Genomic DNA, 17,839 nt, shown 5'->3' with positions numbered 1-17,839 from the left:
ATAAGCCCTCCTCTCGGGTAAGCTATGATTAGCTTATTCCGGGAAGGAGGGCTTATGGTCTTGGAGACAATCGCATATTACATGTCGACTTACTGGCTGTCGGGTTTACTCGTGCTCGGCGCCGTGCTTGCCGGTTATGCGGTATACCGCAGCTGGAGTCGTATCGTCATCAAGGGCAGCGGCCGCAAGTAGGCTGGCTGCTTTTTTTTTTCAATTACTGCTTCACAATCGGCTGTGGCAGCTTCACCGTCCACAGCTCGGTGCCATTCTCAGCCAAGTCGCTGCCTACGCCGAAGTCGTTGTCGTTCACGATCACGAGCGTGTCGTCGCCTACAAGCGTCAAGCCTTCGATCTTCTCATACGGGAACTTCAACTCAACGAAATCAACGATCGTGCGCTTCGCTACAGGCATAATGGATGCAGCCTTCAGATCCGCCGCACTCATCTGCTCCAATGTCTTGCCGCCGTTCGCAGCTGTGTCATACTTGCCGAGCACGTTCGTAGCATCCGTCAGGTCGATCGCATAGATGCGCTTCAGCTGTGCCTTGTCGCCCGCATACTTGTCACGCTCGTCGATCAGCAGCGTATTCTCGTCCAGTGCGATCATATCCGACAGAACGATGTCCGCTTGAATCAGATCCTTGAACGACTTCGCATTCTCTGTCACATAGACGAACTCTGCCTGCGCTTCCAGCGTCTTCAGATCGAACTTCACGATGCGGATTTGGCGGGAGTTGTCCGTCGCCTTATCCGGGTTGCGCAGCGGGCTCTGCATCGCCATGAACATGTACTTGCCATCCGGCGTAATGCTTACCGACTCAGCGCCGCGGTTCATGCGAAGCTTGTTGTACGCCTCCGGCAGCGTCTCGCGAGCCGGTACGAGCGGAGTTGCAACCTGCGCTGCCCAGCCCTTCGGCACGATACGCTCGATGATGGTACCGTCGCGCTTCACGTGTACGATCGACGGTCCGTACTCGTCAGACAGCCAGAACGTATCGTCTGCAGCGTTATATGCGATGCCCTCAACGTCCAGACCGTATGGGTCGTAAGCCAATTCCTTCTCACCCTTGGCATCGAACGGAGCTTCGTCACGACCCTTAATGTTCGGAAGACCTGTAATGTTCGCCTTGCCTGTCGTCGGGTTCACGCCATTAACCTTCAGAGGCGTCTGCTCGAGAATCTTGATCTCACCCTTGTTAATCTCGATCTTGTAAATTGTTGGGGTGTATTCAGCGAGCGGGAACGTACGAACCGTCTTGCCGTTCACCGTCACTTCACCGTTCGGACCACGGTCCGCCGTCGTGTAGAATACGTTGTCCGGGTCGCCAGGCAGATGAATCAGCGACGAGCCAACGCCCATCTTGATCCCTTCTGCCAAATTCGGAGCCGTCAGCTTGTACTTGCCCGTCAGCTCGGGCTTATCTGTCAGCGATACGGTACCGCGGAACTCGTCCCAATCGACGAACTTGCCCGTCGCTTCGCCGAAGGCGCGCACCGGCAAGTAGAGGCTGCCATCAATATTAACAGCTGCAGCGGAAGGAGCTACAGCTTGTCCGTTATTCGAATATTTCACCGTCTCTGCGGTTGTTCCTTGCACATTAGCTGCGGTTACCGCGCTAGTTCCTGTCGTCAACGCCAGCAGCGCTGCGGCGCTCATCATCCACTTCTTGTTCATTCTCTTGCTCCCCCTAGTATCGATTGCTCAATATGTTTGATCTTGTCTATCGTAGTCATATTTTGTAAGAGCGAGATTAAGAGAATAAGAAGATTTTGTAAATGAGGTTGAACCGCTCCTGCGCCAAGTGGAATTAACTTCATACGCAACCTTCTTCAGGATATGGAGTCTAACGTAGAAGAATTAACCATAAGAAGGATGTGATCGCATTGCTATGGAATCGAAGCTTCATCATACTGTCTCTCATTATACTGTCTCTCATCACCCTGCTGTTCACCTGCATGCCTGCGATACCTAGTAGCGCCGCTGCTGCCGTGCAGAACAATGTGACACTGCCCACCTTTTCCGTGATGATCAATGGAAAAGCGGTCGATAATCATCGCCTGACGTACCCGTTCTTCGTCTACAAGGACATTACGTACGTGCCGCTGACCTTCGGCATCACTCGAACGCTGGGCTTGCAGCTCAAGTTCGATCAAGGTGGCTTATCGATTCATAAGGAGCACATTCAACTAAACGGTCTCTGGGCAGACTGGCGTAAGGAGCAGTATCCTCTTGAGCTGGCGGGCTCGCATAGCGCGAAGCAGAAGTACAGAGCTGCTCTTCCAGCGTTCGCCATCCAGATTAACGACTCCTCTATAGACAATGGACGTGAGCCGTATCCGTTCCTCGTCTGGAACGGGGTGACGTACATGCCGCTCACGTGGACGTACGCGCACGACAAGCTTGGGCTTGCATTGCGCTGGCGGGGCAACGACGGACTAGAGATTATCGGCGGGCAGCAGCAGGTGCTGGAGCGTATCTTTTATGACGATGAGCAGTACCTGTACGTGACCCCGACATTCATTACGAATAAAGAGCAGGGCGGGCTTAAGGTAAGCAAGTCGATGGAGGAAGCACCCGTATGGATCTCAGCCGAGGAAGCCGATGGTCTACGTGGTCGGTTGCAGGAAGAGTTCAAGGGGTACAGCGGAGAAGAGATTGAGCTGATTGAACGGGCGGACGGTCTGTATTATAACGAGCTGAAGCTGCTGGAGAAGAGCGACATTACGGTGAACCCGAACGATGCTGGCCACCCGCAAATCGCAGAGCTGAAGGGTCAATTATTCCGTCTGGGGGCATCGCGTTCTTACTTGTCGATCACCAAGGTTGTAGCTTACAACGTGGGACAACGCATGACCACTCATTATTCCTATATGCTGGAGAACGACCAGGCTCGTCCTATGCCTCAGTTCCCTCAGCCGCCTGACCGTGTTATTCCGAATGCAGATGGCAGCTACTGGCTTGTGTCGAACGGCATGATTATGCGAAAGAGTACGGTCATTCCCGGCAGCCGTCAAGTGGCGCTCGTGACTGCGGAAGGCGAGCTGCGTCACGTGAACGATCTGATGACTGGAGCCGATGTGATCGTGCCGGGCGCATACAATCCACGCATCCAGAGCTTGCTGGACGCTGAGGGCAAGCTGTTGATTTATATGTATCATTCTTGGCCGAGACTTGAGCAGGAGACGCTGCCTTATTCGCCTGGCTTCTACTTGGTGGATACCAGCCTTCAGTTAACAAGAGTGGAAGCGCTCGATCCGCTCGCCGCCGAAATTCGAACCATTCCCGATGATCCCGGACATTGGCCGTTCTACAGGTCGGTTGACGGGAAGCTGTACTTAATTCGCAAGAACAATGACCTCGCCAACTATTCGGACAATACGTCCGTGCTGTGGTATGACCATGAGCTGCTGATTCACGAATAATGAAGATTGTGTTCTCCCGCTTCAGCCGCTATGGCTTGGGGCGGGTGTTTAGCTGTTTGGAGATATTAATAAAAATATATGGATACGGCTCACCCCTGATGGTATATTAACTGTTAAGAGATTATGGCGAATCGTGTAGAATTATATCACATCAAATTCACATACCGATTTCGATATAGGATCTTATGCCTAACAGGGGGTGTATCCTATGAAGCTGAAGTTAACAGCTACAGGCGCAGTAGCTTTTTTGTGCATCCTGCTACTCATCATCTCAGGGCTGTACCAATGGGAGCTGGACGTGGAAGATGCTATCCCGAAGTGGCTTCTGTTTGTATTTTCCACTGGCCTGTTTATCCATGTATATGGTACGAGGCAACGTTTCCTGCTCTATGGCTCGCTGCTATACACCATTGGCGCATTTCACGACGCTGTCAGCCAGTTTGAAAGGATTGAGATGACTAGATGGTACAAGATTACGTTCGAGAGCGCTCCGATTACGGTCGGATTTATTCTCATCGTGATCGGATTTATCGTTGCACTTCGGGAGAAGGAGACGCTTATGCAGCGTCTATCCTACCTTAGCTATCATGACACGTTAACGGGCTTGTACAACCGTGCATATCTCGAGAATCAGCTGTCAGGTCTTGATCAATCGTCGTACCCGCTCTCCATCGTCGTCATGGACGTTAATAATTTGAAGGTGACTAATGATGTAAGAGGACATCTGGTTGGTGATCAGCTGATCGTGAAGGCCGCCAGAATGATTCAAGCAGAGTGCCGCAAGCACGACGAGCTGTTCCGTGTCGGTGGAGACGAGTTCATCCTGCTGCTCCCGAGTACGACCGAGGCAGATGCAGAATCGGTCATTGGCCGCATCCGCGAAGCGATGCGCAATACGATGGACGACGATATTCCCATCTATATGGCTATCGGCTCTGCTACCAGCAGCCCCGGCAAGGAGCCGCACTTCTCCAAGCTGTTCAGCGAGGCCGAGAACCGTATGTATGCGAATAAGAAGGAGATGAAGCTTAGCTGCGATACGGTGATGAGCGTACCTTAATGATTGCAACGTAATCCGGATACGAGCATATATGTAATCCCTATATGAAGTAAGCAGGCTCCCCTTATGGAAAGGAGAGCCTGCTTGTTGCGTCCAAATAGGACCTGATACTAGCTATCGATCCAAACCGTCTTCCAGAAGCCTGTTGTGCTGTCATACTGGAAGCTCCAGTATTCGGTATACTCTACGCCCAGCTCACTAATTTCAGGCTGTACCCATGCTTTCTTCGTCTGCTCGACGGCTCTGATTGGCTGTTGCTTGTTCATCGTAATCGACTCCTTTATCGTTAGTTCGTATTAATAAGAACCTGCGCCAGTGAATGTACCCTTCATGAAGTCCATCTTATTGACTGGATTCTCCACATTTCCTGCGTTGTCTTCACTGTAATATTCGACGGTCTGCGTCGTGCCAGCTGTAGCGGTGAATGGACCTGTATACGTCTTCCACGCGCCGCCATTGATACGGTACTGTGTCGTCTTCACACCAGACCCGCCTGCGTTGTCCTCAGCCTTGAGCGAGATGTTGAAGCCAGACACATATTGCGCCCCGGACTTCGACTTCGCGAAGATTGGATCCATGCGATACTTCGTCACAGGTGCAAGCTGATCTGCAGGCTCAGCATCGTAAGCCTTCGCTGTACGCTCGCTCTCGACCATGCCGCTACTTGTCACCGTCACATAGATCGTGCCTGCCGCTTGACCAAGCTGATAGACGTGCATCGTCACGGTTGTCGAGCTGCTGTCTGCAGATGCTGACCCGAGCAGGGAGCCTGCTGCAGGTGCATCGTACACCTTGATAACATCGCCCGGCGTTACATCCGATACCGAGATCTCGTCAACCATCGGCAGCTTGTGGTTCACGACTGCGATGCTGGATGCTGACGGAGCCTTGGACATGATCGTCGCTGGCTCTACCGCTGACATCGCGAGCGGCTTCAGCTGGTACGTCGTCTTGAAGATAGCCGAGATCCCTGTAATATTCACAACCGCGCCAGCTGGATACTTGCTCTGGAATTCGGTCATGCTGATGCCTGTACGCGCATCGACACGAACATGCGTCGAACCCGTGCTGCTAATGACGTCGAACTCGAAGGAGCCTGCCGGAGTCGCAGTGATATAATTCTGAATCGTAACCTTCTCCAGCTTGACGAGCTCGCCTTGGTTGCTCTCATTCAGCTCAGTCTGTACGATCGCTGCTGGAATCGGTGCTGTTCCGACCTTCTCGATTACGATCGGATCGATCAGCTCCAGCTCATTGTTATACGTCGTCTTCTTCGCAGAGATCTTGATCTTATCCCCTGCGCGGAAGCCAGCTGTCGCTTGGTACACATAGATGCCGGCTGTGTCATCCTGCATGTAGAACGCCTGGCTGCCGAATGCACCTGGCTCCGACGTAATGATGCCTTCTACTGTTACGACCGCATCGTCAGGCTGGAGACGAACGTTCGCAATCGACGTCTTCTCCGGCACTGGAGGCTTGTCCGCCGGCAGCGGCTCTGCAGGAACATTGCCGATCGTGACAGCATTCGTCACTTCGTTATTGCCGTTCGCCTTCAGTCGCAGACTTGCTGCACCGCTGGCAGACGGATTCATCTGTACCGTAAGGTCCTTATAGCCGCGGCCTAGTGCGTCAGCTGTAATCGAGAAGCTCGAGCTGTAGCCGTAGCTGGAAGGCCACGTTCCATCCTCGTTACGAATCTTGGCCACTTGAGTGCCGCCTGGCAAATAAATGCCTGCAGACAGACCCGATACTGTCTGGCCTGGAAGAAGCTTGTCCGCCTTCACGCGAATCTGGAATTCAACCGCGTTCGGCAATGTGCTCTGGTGCAAGAAGGAATATTGCGCTTGCACGGGTGGCTGCTGGGAGGAGCCATACGAGCCCGACTTGAACGTTGACGGGTCGTACCACTTGTAGCCTGCGCTTGGTGCAGCCCATGGCTCTGGCTGTGGCTCCGTCGTCTGAGCAGGCTGCTCGTACGCATGAAGCTGCGTCGGCTGATCCAGCTGCAGACCTGCAACTTGAGTCAAGCTGGAGTAGTTCTCGCGATGAGCCAGCCATCTTACCGTTTGTACCAGGAACGTATCATTGTCAGCTTCAGCCTTGAAGCCGTTATACGTCGTCTTCTTCGAGCCGTTCTCTTCGCGCAAATATTTCGGCGTCGCATCCTCAACCGGGGACGAATCGCCAATAAAGGCAGCCTTACCTGCGCCGAGCTTCGCTACGGCTGCATATGGACCTTCTGCACGTCCGCCGCCGTTGTATACACCGCTGTCTACTGCATGCGCCCATTTGGAGACAGGCGCCGGTGGGTAGACAAGACCTTTGGCCTTCGCCGGGTCAATAATCGCGAGCGTGGAGCCCGCATGCATCGAGAGCGAGCCTACATCCTGCGTAATGCCGAACGTCTGGTTCGGAGCTACGACGTCGGTCATATGGTCGACATCGCCGAGCGAGTTGAAGCGGAAGCGTACGCCGAAGTTCTGAGCGAGCCAGTCGCTGCTCACAACGTCCTGCATCGCCGGGGAGCTTGCTTCCTCAGCCGACATGCCTTTCGCCGGATTCGTCCACGCGCCGCGACGGTAGCCGTTCATCGCCTCGGAGCTGTCCCAACGGTTTTTGTTACGGTCGGCATTGTAGTGGTCGGAGATGAAGAAGATACTGCCGCCGCCTTGTACATATTGAACCATTGCGGCTTGCTCGGACGTCTTGAATGGAATGTTCGCCTCAGCGATGACGAATACATCGTAGCCCTGAAGCTTCTCCAGTGTGATCGCTTGCTCACCGAACGTGTAAGGGATCGTGCGCTCGAGCGACTCTACGGTGAAGCCTGCTCCACGCAGACCGTCCGCGAAGTCGGAGAACGCGCCGTCAATGACCCAGTCCGCTGCACCGGCTGTCTGTCCATGGGTATTGTCGAACAATACCTTCTTACCTGTACCGTCCGGAAGCGGTGTCGGTTGAACTTGACCGAACTTGACATAGCCGTTCGAGATTGCGTCTTGCTCCGTGTTGAAGAAGATACGCTTCTCTACAGGAACGGTTGCCCATTGCTCCTTGTCTACATACACCTTCGTATCGGAATGTCCAACAGGACGTGTCAATCCAGCTCCGGACAAGCGAGCGCGGAAGACGAATGGAAGCTCTTGAAGCGGGTTCGTAGCGGACCAGATACCGAGACCTTGATCCTTCGCCGTCTTCACGGCAGCTTGATACATATTGTACTCTTCAACTGTGCCAATCGGCCAAATGAAGTACGTGACGGCGTGGCCCTTGTTTACCATTTCCAGGTTGACATTAAGTCCATCCGACTTACGTACAACTTGGGCAAGCAGGCGGCCGTAGCTGTCGATCGCCTCTGCGCCTACCTTCAGCACGACCTGGTCACCTGGTTGCAGCAGTGTGCCCATGTATTGCTTCGCAGCAAGACCATAATCCAGATGATTCTGGTCCGCAGGCGTCTTAACGCCGCCATTAAGACGAATATAGTCATCGGATTCCGGTGTATCGATGTTCAAGAAGCGAACATTAGTCGCACCGAGCACTGAGCTGGTGAGGACGATTGTATCGCCGTCTACGATGCGCTCAACCGTAGCTTCATACTCGGTCGGATTCGTCGGATAGAGCGGCGGTTGATTCGCCGAGAGGACGAGATCCGCATTTTTACGCGGAATGACCTGATACGAATCGTATTGTCCGAGAATACCGACGACATCGTACCACTTGTCCTGCTGAATGCCGGACATGTTGATCGAGCCGTCTACAACGCGTACAGTCGTTGGCGCATATTGCGCGTCTACAGCTTGAATATTGTAACCGCCGCCCGCTGGTGTGGCCGGAACGGTCTTGAAGTAAGCGGTAAGCTTAACGAGTTGGCCTTCATAGGCTTCTGCTGTAGCTGCACTTTGCAGGTCTGCTACGGTCAGGCTGATTGGAGCTGGGAGCGTCTGGTTGCTGGCTTGTACAATGATGGAGGTAGGAACAATTTCGGTTAAGCCCTTGTAGGAGGTAATGGAGCCTGTCACCTCAACCTGATCGCCTTCCTTCAGGTCGGGGAAGCCGGCTGTGGACTGACTGAAGATGTTAATGCCGCCTGTCGCGTCCTGGACGAACGTCGACAGCTTGCCGCCGCCAATCGCAGCATTGTCTGCAGTTACGATTCCGGCGATTTTGACTGTACCTGTTGCACTCTTGGCGCTGGAGATCGAGACGATGCCAGGCTCAGGAGGCGGGGTATCGCTCACGAATGCGATCGACTTGATCGACTTGACGCCCGGGAACGAGTTGTACGCGGTTAACGTACCTGTTACTTTCACTTTCTTGCCGATAATGGTCGGATTCGTCTTCAATCCGAACGTGTTGCGGTCGGCTGTTGTCGACAATTGAATGTTGACGAGCTTGCTCTTGTCTTGCTCGCCGCTCTTGTCGGCGATGAGGATGTTGAAGTCGTTGCTGAAGCTTGGCTTGAAGTTCGCTGACATCGAGCCAGTCGCATGTCCAACGATGAAGCCTTCTACGGTGCTGACGCTGTTGTTGTTGTTCGCAGCAATTACTTCTGCTACGGTCAAGGTACCATCTGCACTTGCTGCGACTGTGGTACTAGGCGCATACCCGAACAATCCGGACATAGCCAGGACCATGGCCATGACGATGCAGGACCATTTTCTGAGAAGCATAGTTCTCATTCGTGTTCATTCCTCCAAAAGTATGAAATTTGACCCTATCTCAGTATAGCTTCATATGATCGGGAATCAATTGGTTCAATGTTAAGAGATTTTAAATGTTTGGTGAAGGGGGGGATTGACACAGCCACACGCTATGAATTGTGAAGGAAGGCAAGATTAGCAGCTTGCCCTGCACTTGGAATATGATGTTCATGAGCTTGAAGACCTAACGCCAATTGTTGCACCTGATGAAGTCGGGATTGCTAGAATGACAAGGAGTTGCTACATAGTATGGGACGATTAGTAGAGCTGGCTACAGCTCACGAAGTAAGCAGGGAAGAGGTATATGATGTAGTACTAGCAGCAGGTGGTGTTATTGATCATTCGCGTAATCAAGGTATCATCGGGAGAAGACACGGGCCAGTAATCTGGATTTATTACAGGGTGGTAGATAAAATTGAGCAGCATTATGATGAAGATGAAGCTAAGCTATTGGAGGAAGCCGGTATACAGGTTAAACGTATCGTGGCTGTCGATCTGAGCTCTCACAGCAGAAGTGTTCAACTAGCTCGTAAGTTCTGCAAGCGGTTCATGAGAAGATATGCAACGACCGTACTTGATGATGGATATAGGCTATACACGTATGAACAGTTTCAGGAGTTTAACCGATTATAGGTGTTGCATACACTCAACGGTAGATTCATTACCTTTTAAGTTTTTCACCAAATCTATAATGGAGAATGTCCCTAGACACTGCACAACTTCGCGAAAACGCTCGTCTTTCCACGATACCTGCATAACTCGGTACCCCAGTTAAAAAACTAGCACTTCATCAACAATACACACGGATTGTTGATGAAGTGCCACGATTTACCAATATATTCGACCAAACTGTCGTCTACGTGTATCAGCTAGCTCTAGCCAACTGACCTTTGGCCGAACTTCTTGACGAATTGAGGCTCAGCGCATAACAGTTGCCGAGCAACAGCTCAACTCGTCTGCCTGTTTGTGTTGTTTTAGGTGTCCATTTGCAAGAGTTAAGCTAATTATTCTCGTTATTGATCAAGGAGCCTGGAAGTAGAATAATTGATTGTCCGCTCCATTATTGGTCCACTGGTGCACATTACCGCCATTTGCTGTAGAATTGTCCGCGATGGCCAGCACTTTTCCGCTGCTCCTATTCACAATTCGATAGTAGCCGTTCCCAGCGGATATAATCTGCCACTGTTGATTGTATCCCCCGCTTCCGATCACTGTCCATTGCTGAACGTTCCCTCCATCTGCAGAGGATGCATTTGCTACATCAAGCCCCTTATCGCTGTTTACGTTTACAATATTGTAATATCCACCTCCCGCATCTCTCAAAGTCCACTTCTGATTGTTGCCGCCAACATACTCCCATTGGTGTACGTTAGCCCCGTCTGCAGTAGATACGCCTGCTACATCTACTGCCTTATCGCTCGATTTGGCTAGGATGCGGTACGTTTGCCCAACTGCTGGTTCAAGATATTGACTGCCACCACCACTGTTCCCTGCTACCCATTTGAACGTAATTGCCCCTTCTGCCGGCACCTGATAAGTGAATGACTGGGAGCCCCACTGAATCTTGACTGTTTTCGCGCTTGTTAAGCGATTAGATAGGATGAGCGCAATGGAGCCATCCGGATTGCGGTACGCGACACTTTCCATATTATCCTGGAATGTATTCGAATTGACACGGTACGCGCCGGGATCTACGAATTTACTGCTATGGCCAAGCCCATAGTACTGCGGGTTATAGGTCACGTTGTCTGTAGTATCGGAGCGAATGGTAAGCAGCCCGCGGTTGGTAGCGTCAATTCCGTGCAGGGCCGGACCGCTATTCTGATCCAAGGCGATATTCCACATAATATAGGACTTCGCCCAGTTTCTCGGGAAGCGGATCGTATGCATCATCAGATCCTGGAACATTCCTTTATTCGTACCGCCACCAATCCATGTGCCGCTTCCGCCTTCTGTGAACCAAATATCTTTGTTCGGATACTGGTTATGAAGCGTTGTTAGGTTCGAATGGGTGAGAGCAGAATAATAGTGGAACGCACTCCCGCTCACATGTGTTGAAGCACTAGATCCCAAGACGGTGGCAGGATAGTTGATATCATCATAGTTGTGGTCATAAGCCATAATCTTGGTGGTCAAGTTGTTCTGTTGTAACTTTGGTCCAAGCACATTGATAAAGTTGATTTGTTCCGTTGTCGACATTAGCATACCCGGCCAATTAGGAGCGAACTTAGGTTCGTTCTGAACGGAGATCGCGTATACCGGCGTTCCTTTCGCGCTGTACTGCTGAAGGTATTTCACTAAATAATCAGCATAAGCGTTGTAGGCATCCGTGCGTAGGGTTCCACCACTGTTGCCATATAAGTTTTTTACTGTTTTCATCCAAGCTGGAGGACTCCACGGCGCAGCGAAAATTTTGATACGGCCTTTATTCACATTGTATGCTTGATCCAGCATCGGGCGGATATAAGCGTCTTCTCTCCACAAGGAGAACCCGGATAAGTTCATATCATCCACATTGTTGGTTGTATCGTTATACGTCCAAGCTTCCCAGTTGAAGTCACTGGCCCCAATCGGCTGTCGAAGAGCACTAATGTTAATGCCGGACGGTCCGAACAGGTTGCTCATCACTTCCATACGTTTAGCTGCTGTAAGTTGGTTGAACAGAAGCCAAGCTGACGCGTCTGTCAGAGATGCTCCGAAACCGTCCATCGTTTGATAGGTTGTACCGCTATTTACCGTGATCGTGTAATCTGCATTTGCGCTAGTGTTTGCGAAGCTTACATCTGCTTGCCGAGCTAACCAAGTATTGTTATTTGGATTGCTAAGCCATACCTGAACAGATTCTCCAGTTGCATGAGTAGAAGCAGGAATCGATGCTCCCCCAATCGATAACACCAGTGCTAAAGCAGTAATGCCGACAATCGGTTTCCTTTTGGTCATCATTTCACGATCCTTTCGTTTTTTAATAAACTAAGGCAATTACCAAGCATTGCATGAGAAGATTTACAGTTACATCTGTATCACCTCCTTTGATCTGAGCAAAACCTGAAGAATCTGCTCGGTCGGCTTCAAACCCATCAGCTTTCCATTGACATTAATGTTTCATGCGCCCTAATAAGTTGTAGACCACTTGTGCACTTTCGGCGCGTGTTGCTGTATCCTGGGGTCGGAAGCCTACTTCGTCACCTTGGAGAAGCTTCAGCTCAACTGCCGTATTCACCGCAGATACGGCCCATTTGCTGATTGCCGTATGATCCTCAAATGATGCTGGCGTTGCCGTATTCAGCTGTTGTCCCGAATGCAGCTCCAAGGCTCTGACGAGCATTATCGCTATTTCTTCCCTTGTAATCAGAGCCTCAGGTTCGAAATGAGACGCGCTTGAACCGATCACGATGCCCGCATCTGAGGCTGCAACAACATAGGCGTTATACCAAGCGCTTGCTTCCACATCGCTAAATCGGCTTGTAGAGTTGCCTTCAGTGTCTATGCCAAGCGATCTCACGATCATCGCCGCAAACTCAGCACGTGTCACACGGCCGGACGGATCAAACATGCTGCTTGTTTTACCGGTAACGATATGCTTAGCCGCAAGCACTTGAATGGCATCTATAGCCCAGTGTGAATCACTTAGATCGTTGAACGATTTAGTGAATTCCAGCACAGCATACTTACTGAAGTGATGGATCTTGACAACCATTCTCCCATTCTCGATTTTGCCGCCAACATACTCCACGTCGCCATTCACGTCCAAGTAATACACACCCAGCAGATCAAGATTCGTGTTAGGATCAACATGAAACGTCAGTACAATCGGTTCTTCGAACTCTGTTAACTCATGGATCTTGCCACTAGCCGTTACTGCGAACAGTTCAAAGCTATAAATATTTCCTGCAGCTGTAAGTGTCGCACCGCTCTGTCCTTCGGCTCTTGAGAGAAGCTGCTGCGCTTGCTCGACTCCAACAAGCTCAAGTGTGAATCGAATCGTCGCACCTTCCGCTTCCTTCTCAATCAGTGATTGTTGAAGACCGCTTAGTACTGAGCTTGGAATCTCAACTGCAATATCATTAGATTGGACTGTTATTGGACGCAGCCCAATGATCTCTGCAGCTTGTACTGGAAGTACGACTTCCTTCTTGCCTCTTACTCCGCCAACAGTAACGACGACTTTGCCTTTCTCCGCCTGGCTGCGAAGCGAATTTTCATTCCATACGATTATGTCCCCTCCATTCTGTTGTTCAACTTCATCTACGACGCTTCCATCATCGTCACTTGTACCTCCGTCGGCATTCCCGTTACCGCTGTCTACTACCGGACCCGCTTGCACAGTTATCTTCACTTCTAGCTCAGAGCTTTGTCCGTGCTGGTCGGTTACAATAAATATAACAGTATGCTCGCCTTGAACTGCTGCTATCCATCTGAACTCTTTCTTCACCGAATCAAAGCTTGCACCTTGCGGCAAGTTCAGTGCTGTATAGGTCATGGAATCACCGTCTACGTCGTTAGCTGTCACGGTGAATGTCAATTCATGACCCACTACTACCGTTTGAGGTTCTACAGAATCCCAGACTGGGGCAGCGTTTCCCGGTAGCTTCATAATTTGCACATCATCGAATCCTGTCCAGTTACCGGATTTCCCGTCTGAGAAAAGCCCGATCTCAAGTTCGTTTGTTGTGACCTCAATCGGTTCACTTAGGAACAGCGTCCACTCGGTGGAAGATGCACTTTTTAAATCGACCGTTTGCCCTGAACTGCCGAATTTTTTCAATTCCATTCGGAGCGCATTTTGCCCCCCACCTGTTCTAACCCAAGTCGAAACCTGATATGACCCGTTATCTAACTTAATCGTTTGATATGTTGTCTGCATATAATCACTAGCTGCCCAATGCGTAAGCTTGTGTGATCCTGTCCTAGGTCCGTCTTGATCTACATAATGCGCATTACCATTAGGATTCCATCCGCCCCAGCCTGTTGTATCACCGAGTTCAAAGCCTAGATTCGCGCCTTCTACAGGTGGGTTAGGAACTATCTCAATCTCTGCACTCTTCATAGATTCATTGCCTTCGCTGTCTAGAGCACTTATGGAATAACGATATAATTCTCCATTATTAAGACCTGATATGGTTGTAGTACGGCTTGTAACCTTGTTAAGGAAATTGCCATTCTGATAAATATGATACGACGCAATGTCATGTTCAGTATTTCCAGTCCACTGCAAGGTTGCGCTTTGATGGCCTCCGATTCCTTTTAGACCCGCAGGTACAGATGGAGCATAGCTATAAATTTCAAAGTCATCAATTGCCGACCAATTGCCCGCCTTGGCATCAGAGAATACACCAACCTCTAATTGACCATTGGTTACTCGTACATTATCAATGGCGAACGGTGTCCATGTTCCTCCGTCAGCACTTCTCATGTCCTTGGTAAGCTGATCACCGCCGTAGTTCTTCACTTCTAATCTGAAGGCATTCTGCCCTCCACCTGTGCGCACCCATACCTGAACTTTATATATTCCGTTAGGAACTTCTAACGTACGATAGGTGGATTGCAAGTAATCTGTCGGTCCCCAGTGGGTGAGCTTGTAGGCTCCTCTTGGATTGTCATTATCAACGAAGTGTGCAATGCCTTGGCCATCCGGATGCCATTCTGACCAGCCTTCCAGCGAATTCGATTCAAAATCCAGATTGGCAAAGGGTACCTTAACTCCAGATGCATTTGGAGACGCTGTTACAGAATCATTAAGAATGGATTCATTCCCCGTCTTATCTACAGCACTCACTGCAAACTGATAGGCTATCCCGGGAACCAGATTCTTCACAATATATTGTGTCTCAGTGACAGGATCTACAGATGCAATTCTTGCTTCATTCATGTAAATGTTATACTTCAAGAAATCTTTTTCTAGATTATGCTCCCAGTACAATTGGATCTGCTCATTTCCTGTCATAGCACGCAGACCTACTGGTTTAGCCGGAGCAACTGCATCTACTCCAGTTCCGGTTGTTCCGTACACGGAGTTGGAGACATTGGATTCTCCGTTGCTATTATAAGCGGTAATGACATAATAATATGTTTTATTACCCTGTAACCCATAATCTCGATAACTAGTAGAAGCCGATGATGTGATACTTAATTCTGCTAAGTCTACATACACTGAGTTTACAACTGTAGCTTCTGTGATATTTTTCACAGAGCGGTAAATCTTATAGCCGCCAGCACTGACTACCGGATCCCATGTCAATTGAATGTTGTTGTCTCCCTCAATATTGGCCGTAAGATTCTGTGGACTAGCAGGCGATTCGGCTGACGTTGTGACAGCTGGTGCCTTCGTAGTAACCGGACTTAACCCGAAATCGTCGAATGTCGCCCATTCACCTGCTGGAGAATTCGAATACACGCCAATCTCTACTTGCCCGTTCGTCACTCGAATATCTTCGATATTCAATTGCACCCAGGATCCAATGAATTCAGTACTCGCCTCAGCGGTTAAATCGGGGCCTCCATAATTTTCCACTTCTAATCGAGTTTGAATTCCGTTACCTTTGCGAAGCCATACTGATGCTTTATACGTTCCATTAGGTACCTTCACGGTACGGTACGTTGATTGTTGATAAGCGTCCGCTGCCCAATGAGTAAGCTTATAATGGCCGCTTCTTGGCTCACTACCATCTATCTTATGGGCTGACGCCTGCCCTTCTGGATTCCATCCACTCCATGAATCCAAGGCTCCTTCCTCAAAACCACCATTATAAGACAAATAATTCAGACTATCCTGGTAATAGTCTTTACTAAATTGAAACCAATTTAGGTTAACGCTTCCCTTAAAAACCAGATACAGCTTATGGGTTCCACTTGCTCCTTCAACTGGGGCAGTCCTGGTCTTCCATGCCTGCCAACCGCCTGTATTCGCGACATCTACACTACCCACCACAGGGCCGTCAGCACGATTCAGCCTGAACTCAATACGGGCATCCTGCTCAGATGCAACTCTAACTTTGAGACTGGCAGTTCCATCTACGAATTCAACATTATCAAATGCGATATAATCACCATCATTGGTCTGGCCAACGAACTTGCCACCTGCCGTATCAGTGCTTATATCAGTAGTGATTCCATTCATTTCGCTATAATCTTCGGCTTCAACGATGCTGTATGGCGAGATCATTGCTGCTGCCTCAGACATACCGTTCCACTTGAATGTAGCAACAGCACCAGCCGGAAGTTCATAGTTGAAGCTCTGTCCACCCCAGCGCACCTTGAACAGCTTGGATTCCTTGGAGGAGTTTAAAACGATTAACACTTTGGAGCCATCGGGATTTTTGAACGCTACGTCCTCAATGCTTCCAGCGCCATAAGTATTAGACTTAATCCTTACCGCTCCTGGGACCACGAATTTGCTTGCATGTGCAAAAGCGTAATATTCTTCATTGTAAGTGACTTCTTCTGTGTCTGTATTCACCGTAACTACGCCTCTGCAGTCCTCACACCCGCCTATAAATGGACCATGATTTTGATCTAATGCCAGATTCCACTTCAACGATGTTTTGGCCCAATGTCTAGTAGCTCCGATGATTAGATTTTGAACGTCCCAGATCAAATTGTCCCCGAAGATTGGAGCAAATGCTCCACCTGAGCTCTCAGTAAAGTAAATACCTTTATCAGGATGTTGGTCATGGACGAAAGATTGGCTCTCCACAGAGCCTGCATAACCATGGAATGCTGACCCTGCTATATATCGCTTCGCCTCTGCATCGTTCAAGACCTCAATTGGATAGCCTGATTCATTCCAGTTATGATCCCAGATGATAATTTTCGTATCCATATTCGCTGCTTCGAAAGCAGGTCCCAAATGTTTAGCAAATGCAGCTTGATCTTCCGGCTCCATTCTCATCCCTGCATAGTTACTTGGTTCGTAATGAGGCTCATTCTGTAATGTTACCGCATCAAATGTAATACCTTCTTGTTCATAAGCTTGAATCGTTTTCACAAAATATTGCGCATATACAGCATAATTCTCCGGTTTCAGCTTGCCCTTAAACAAGGATTGATTCTCTTTCATCCAAGCCGGAGCACTCCATGGGGTTCCCATAAATTTCAGACTTGGATTGAACTGAAGAGCTTGTTTAAGAAGAGGAATAATGTATGCTTTGTCATGATCAATAGAGAATCGTTCTAAATTCGGATCACTTTCTCCTTCAGGTACATCATTATAAGTATAATGGCTAAGAGCAAAGTCACTTGCACCCAAGGGTACGCGAATGTAGCTAAATCCCGCTCCATCCACTGGATCAAATAGTTGCTTCATGACTTCTACTCTCTTGGACTCATCTAACGCATGAAATAGTACCCATGCCGATGAATCAGTCATGGAAGCACCGAACCCGTCCATTTGCTGGTACGTTACATTCTCATCAATATTAATGGTATACTCTAGTGGTGTAGGATCCGGGCCGAACGTTAAGTCAGCTTCTGAACTGAGCAGTTTATTCTTGTCTCCCGTCGTCAACCATACGCTAACACGCTCTCCTGCAGCTGATGCCGTAGGAGCTACAATACTTGGGAACAGTGATACGACTACCAATATGGCTAATACGACACTGATCCAGCTTCGTTTTCTCCTCATGTTCTCACCTCTTGTCATTTTATTTGAATAAGG

At 49.7% G+C, this 17,839-nt stretch carries 9 protein-coding genes; 4 read left to right on the top strand and 5 right to left on the bottom strand.

The features are described from left to right. Window positions 1–60: 60 nt before the first annotated feature. Window positions 61–192, top strand: coding sequence for a hypothetical protein (locus PAE68_RS04865; RefSeq protein WP_281884640.1), 132 nt, complete (start codon window positions 61–63; stop codon window positions 190–192). Window positions 193–214: 22 nt separating this feature from the next. Here the strand turns inward: PAE68_RS04865 and PAE68_RS04860 are convergent, their stop codons facing one another. After that, entirely contained in the window at window positions 215–1,675 is a 1,461-nt protein-coding gene (locus PAE68_RS04860; RefSeq protein WP_281884638.1) for an esterase-like activity of phytase family protein, read from the bottom strand. Window positions 1,676–1,884: 209 nt separating this feature from the next. On the opposite strand from PAE68_RS04860, the gene PAE68_RS04855 reads away from it, so the two are divergent. Both PAE68_RS04855 and PAE68_RS04850 read left to right on the top strand, forming a co-directional pair. Then, complete coding sequence (locus tag PAE68_RS04855) at window positions 1,885–3,423, top strand: hypothetical protein (protein ID WP_281884636.1); 1,539 nt, start codon at window positions 1,885–1,887, stop codon at window positions 3,421–3,423. A gap of 208 nt (window positions 3,424–3,631) precedes the next feature. Next, complete coding sequence (locus PAE68_RS04850) at window positions 3,632–4,483, top strand: GGDEF domain-containing protein (RefSeq protein ID WP_281884634.1); 852 nt, start codon at window positions 3,632–3,634, stop codon at window positions 4,481–4,483. A 110-nt stretch (window positions 4,484–4,593) separates the two neighbouring features. On the opposite strand, the gene PAE68_RS04845 is transcribed toward PAE68_RS04850, so the two are convergent. Both PAE68_RS04845 and PAE68_RS22695 read right to left on the bottom strand, forming a co-directional pair. Next, complete coding sequence (locus PAE68_RS04845) at window positions 4,594–4,749, bottom strand: hypothetical protein (RefSeq protein WP_281884632.1); 156 nt, start codon at window positions 4,747–4,749, stop codon at window positions 4,594–4,596. A gap of 30 nt (window positions 4,750–4,779) precedes the next feature. Continuing rightward, window positions 4,780–9,165, bottom strand: coding sequence for a DUF6359 domain-containing protein (locus PAE68_RS22695; protein ID WP_397378176.1), 4,386 nt, complete (start codon window positions 9,163–9,165; stop codon window positions 4,780–4,782). A gap of 270 nt (window positions 9,166–9,435) precedes the next feature. Between PAE68_RS22695 and PAE68_RS04830 the strand changes: the two genes are divergently transcribed. Beyond that, entirely contained in the window at window positions 9,436–9,819 is a 384-nt protein-coding gene (locus PAE68_RS04830; RefSeq protein ID WP_281884630.1) for a hypothetical protein, read from the top strand. Between the two features lie 387 nt (window positions 9,820–10,206). On the opposite strand, the gene PAE68_RS04825 is transcribed toward PAE68_RS04830, so the two are convergent. Beyond that, window positions 10,207–12,126 carry an RICIN domain-containing protein gene (locus PAE68_RS04825; protein ID WP_281884628.1) on the bottom strand — a complete coding sequence of 640 codons (1,920 nt, stop codon included), beginning with the start codon at window positions 12,124–12,126 and terminating at the stop codon, window positions 10,207–10,209. Window positions 12,127–12,280: 154 nt separating this feature from the next. Next, the gene (locus PAE68_RS04820) at window positions 12,281–17,806 is read right to left on the bottom strand and encodes a carbohydrate-binding protein (protein WP_281884626.1); all 5,526 of its coding nucleotides are present in this window, start codon (window positions 17,804–17,806) and stop codon (window positions 12,281–12,283) included. Window positions 17,807–17,839 lie beyond the last annotated feature (33 nt).

This window comes from Paenibacillus sp. YYML68 (assembly GCF_027923405.1).
GTDB lineage: Bacteria > Bacillota > Bacilli > Paenibacillales > NBRC-103111 > Paenibacillus_G.
The sequence above is the reverse complement of the archived record's forward strand: the minus strand, read 5'-3'. Positions and strand labels throughout refer to the sequence as shown.

Coding starts and splice junctions, on each gene's coding strand:
- PAE68_RS22695 (WP_397378176.1), bottom strand. CDS start 9,165: ATGAGAACTATGCTTCTCAGAAAATGGTCCTGCATCGTCATGGCCATG.
- PAE68_RS04825 (WP_281884628.1), bottom strand. CDS start 12,126: ATGACCAAAAGGAAACCGATTGTCGGCATTACTGCTTTAGCACTGGTG.
- PAE68_RS04850 (WP_281884634.1), top strand. CDS start 3,632: ATGAAGCTGAAGTTAACAGCTACAGGCGCAGTAGCTTTTTTGTGCATC.
- PAE68_RS04860 (WP_281884638.1), bottom strand. CDS start 1,675: ATGAACAAGAAGTGGATGATGAGCGCCGCAGCGCTGCTGGCGTTGACG.
- PAE68_RS04820 (WP_281884626.1), bottom strand. CDS start 17,806: ATGAGGAGAAAACGAAGCTGGATCAGTGTCGTATTAGCCATATTGGTA.
- PAE68_RS04830 (WP_281884630.1), top strand. CDS start 9,436: ATGGGACGATTAGTAGAGCTGGCTACAGCTCACGAAGTAAGCAGGGAA.
- PAE68_RS04845 (WP_281884632.1), bottom strand. CDS start 4,749: ATGAACAAGCAACAGCCAATCAGAGCCGTCGAGCAGACGAAGAAAGCA.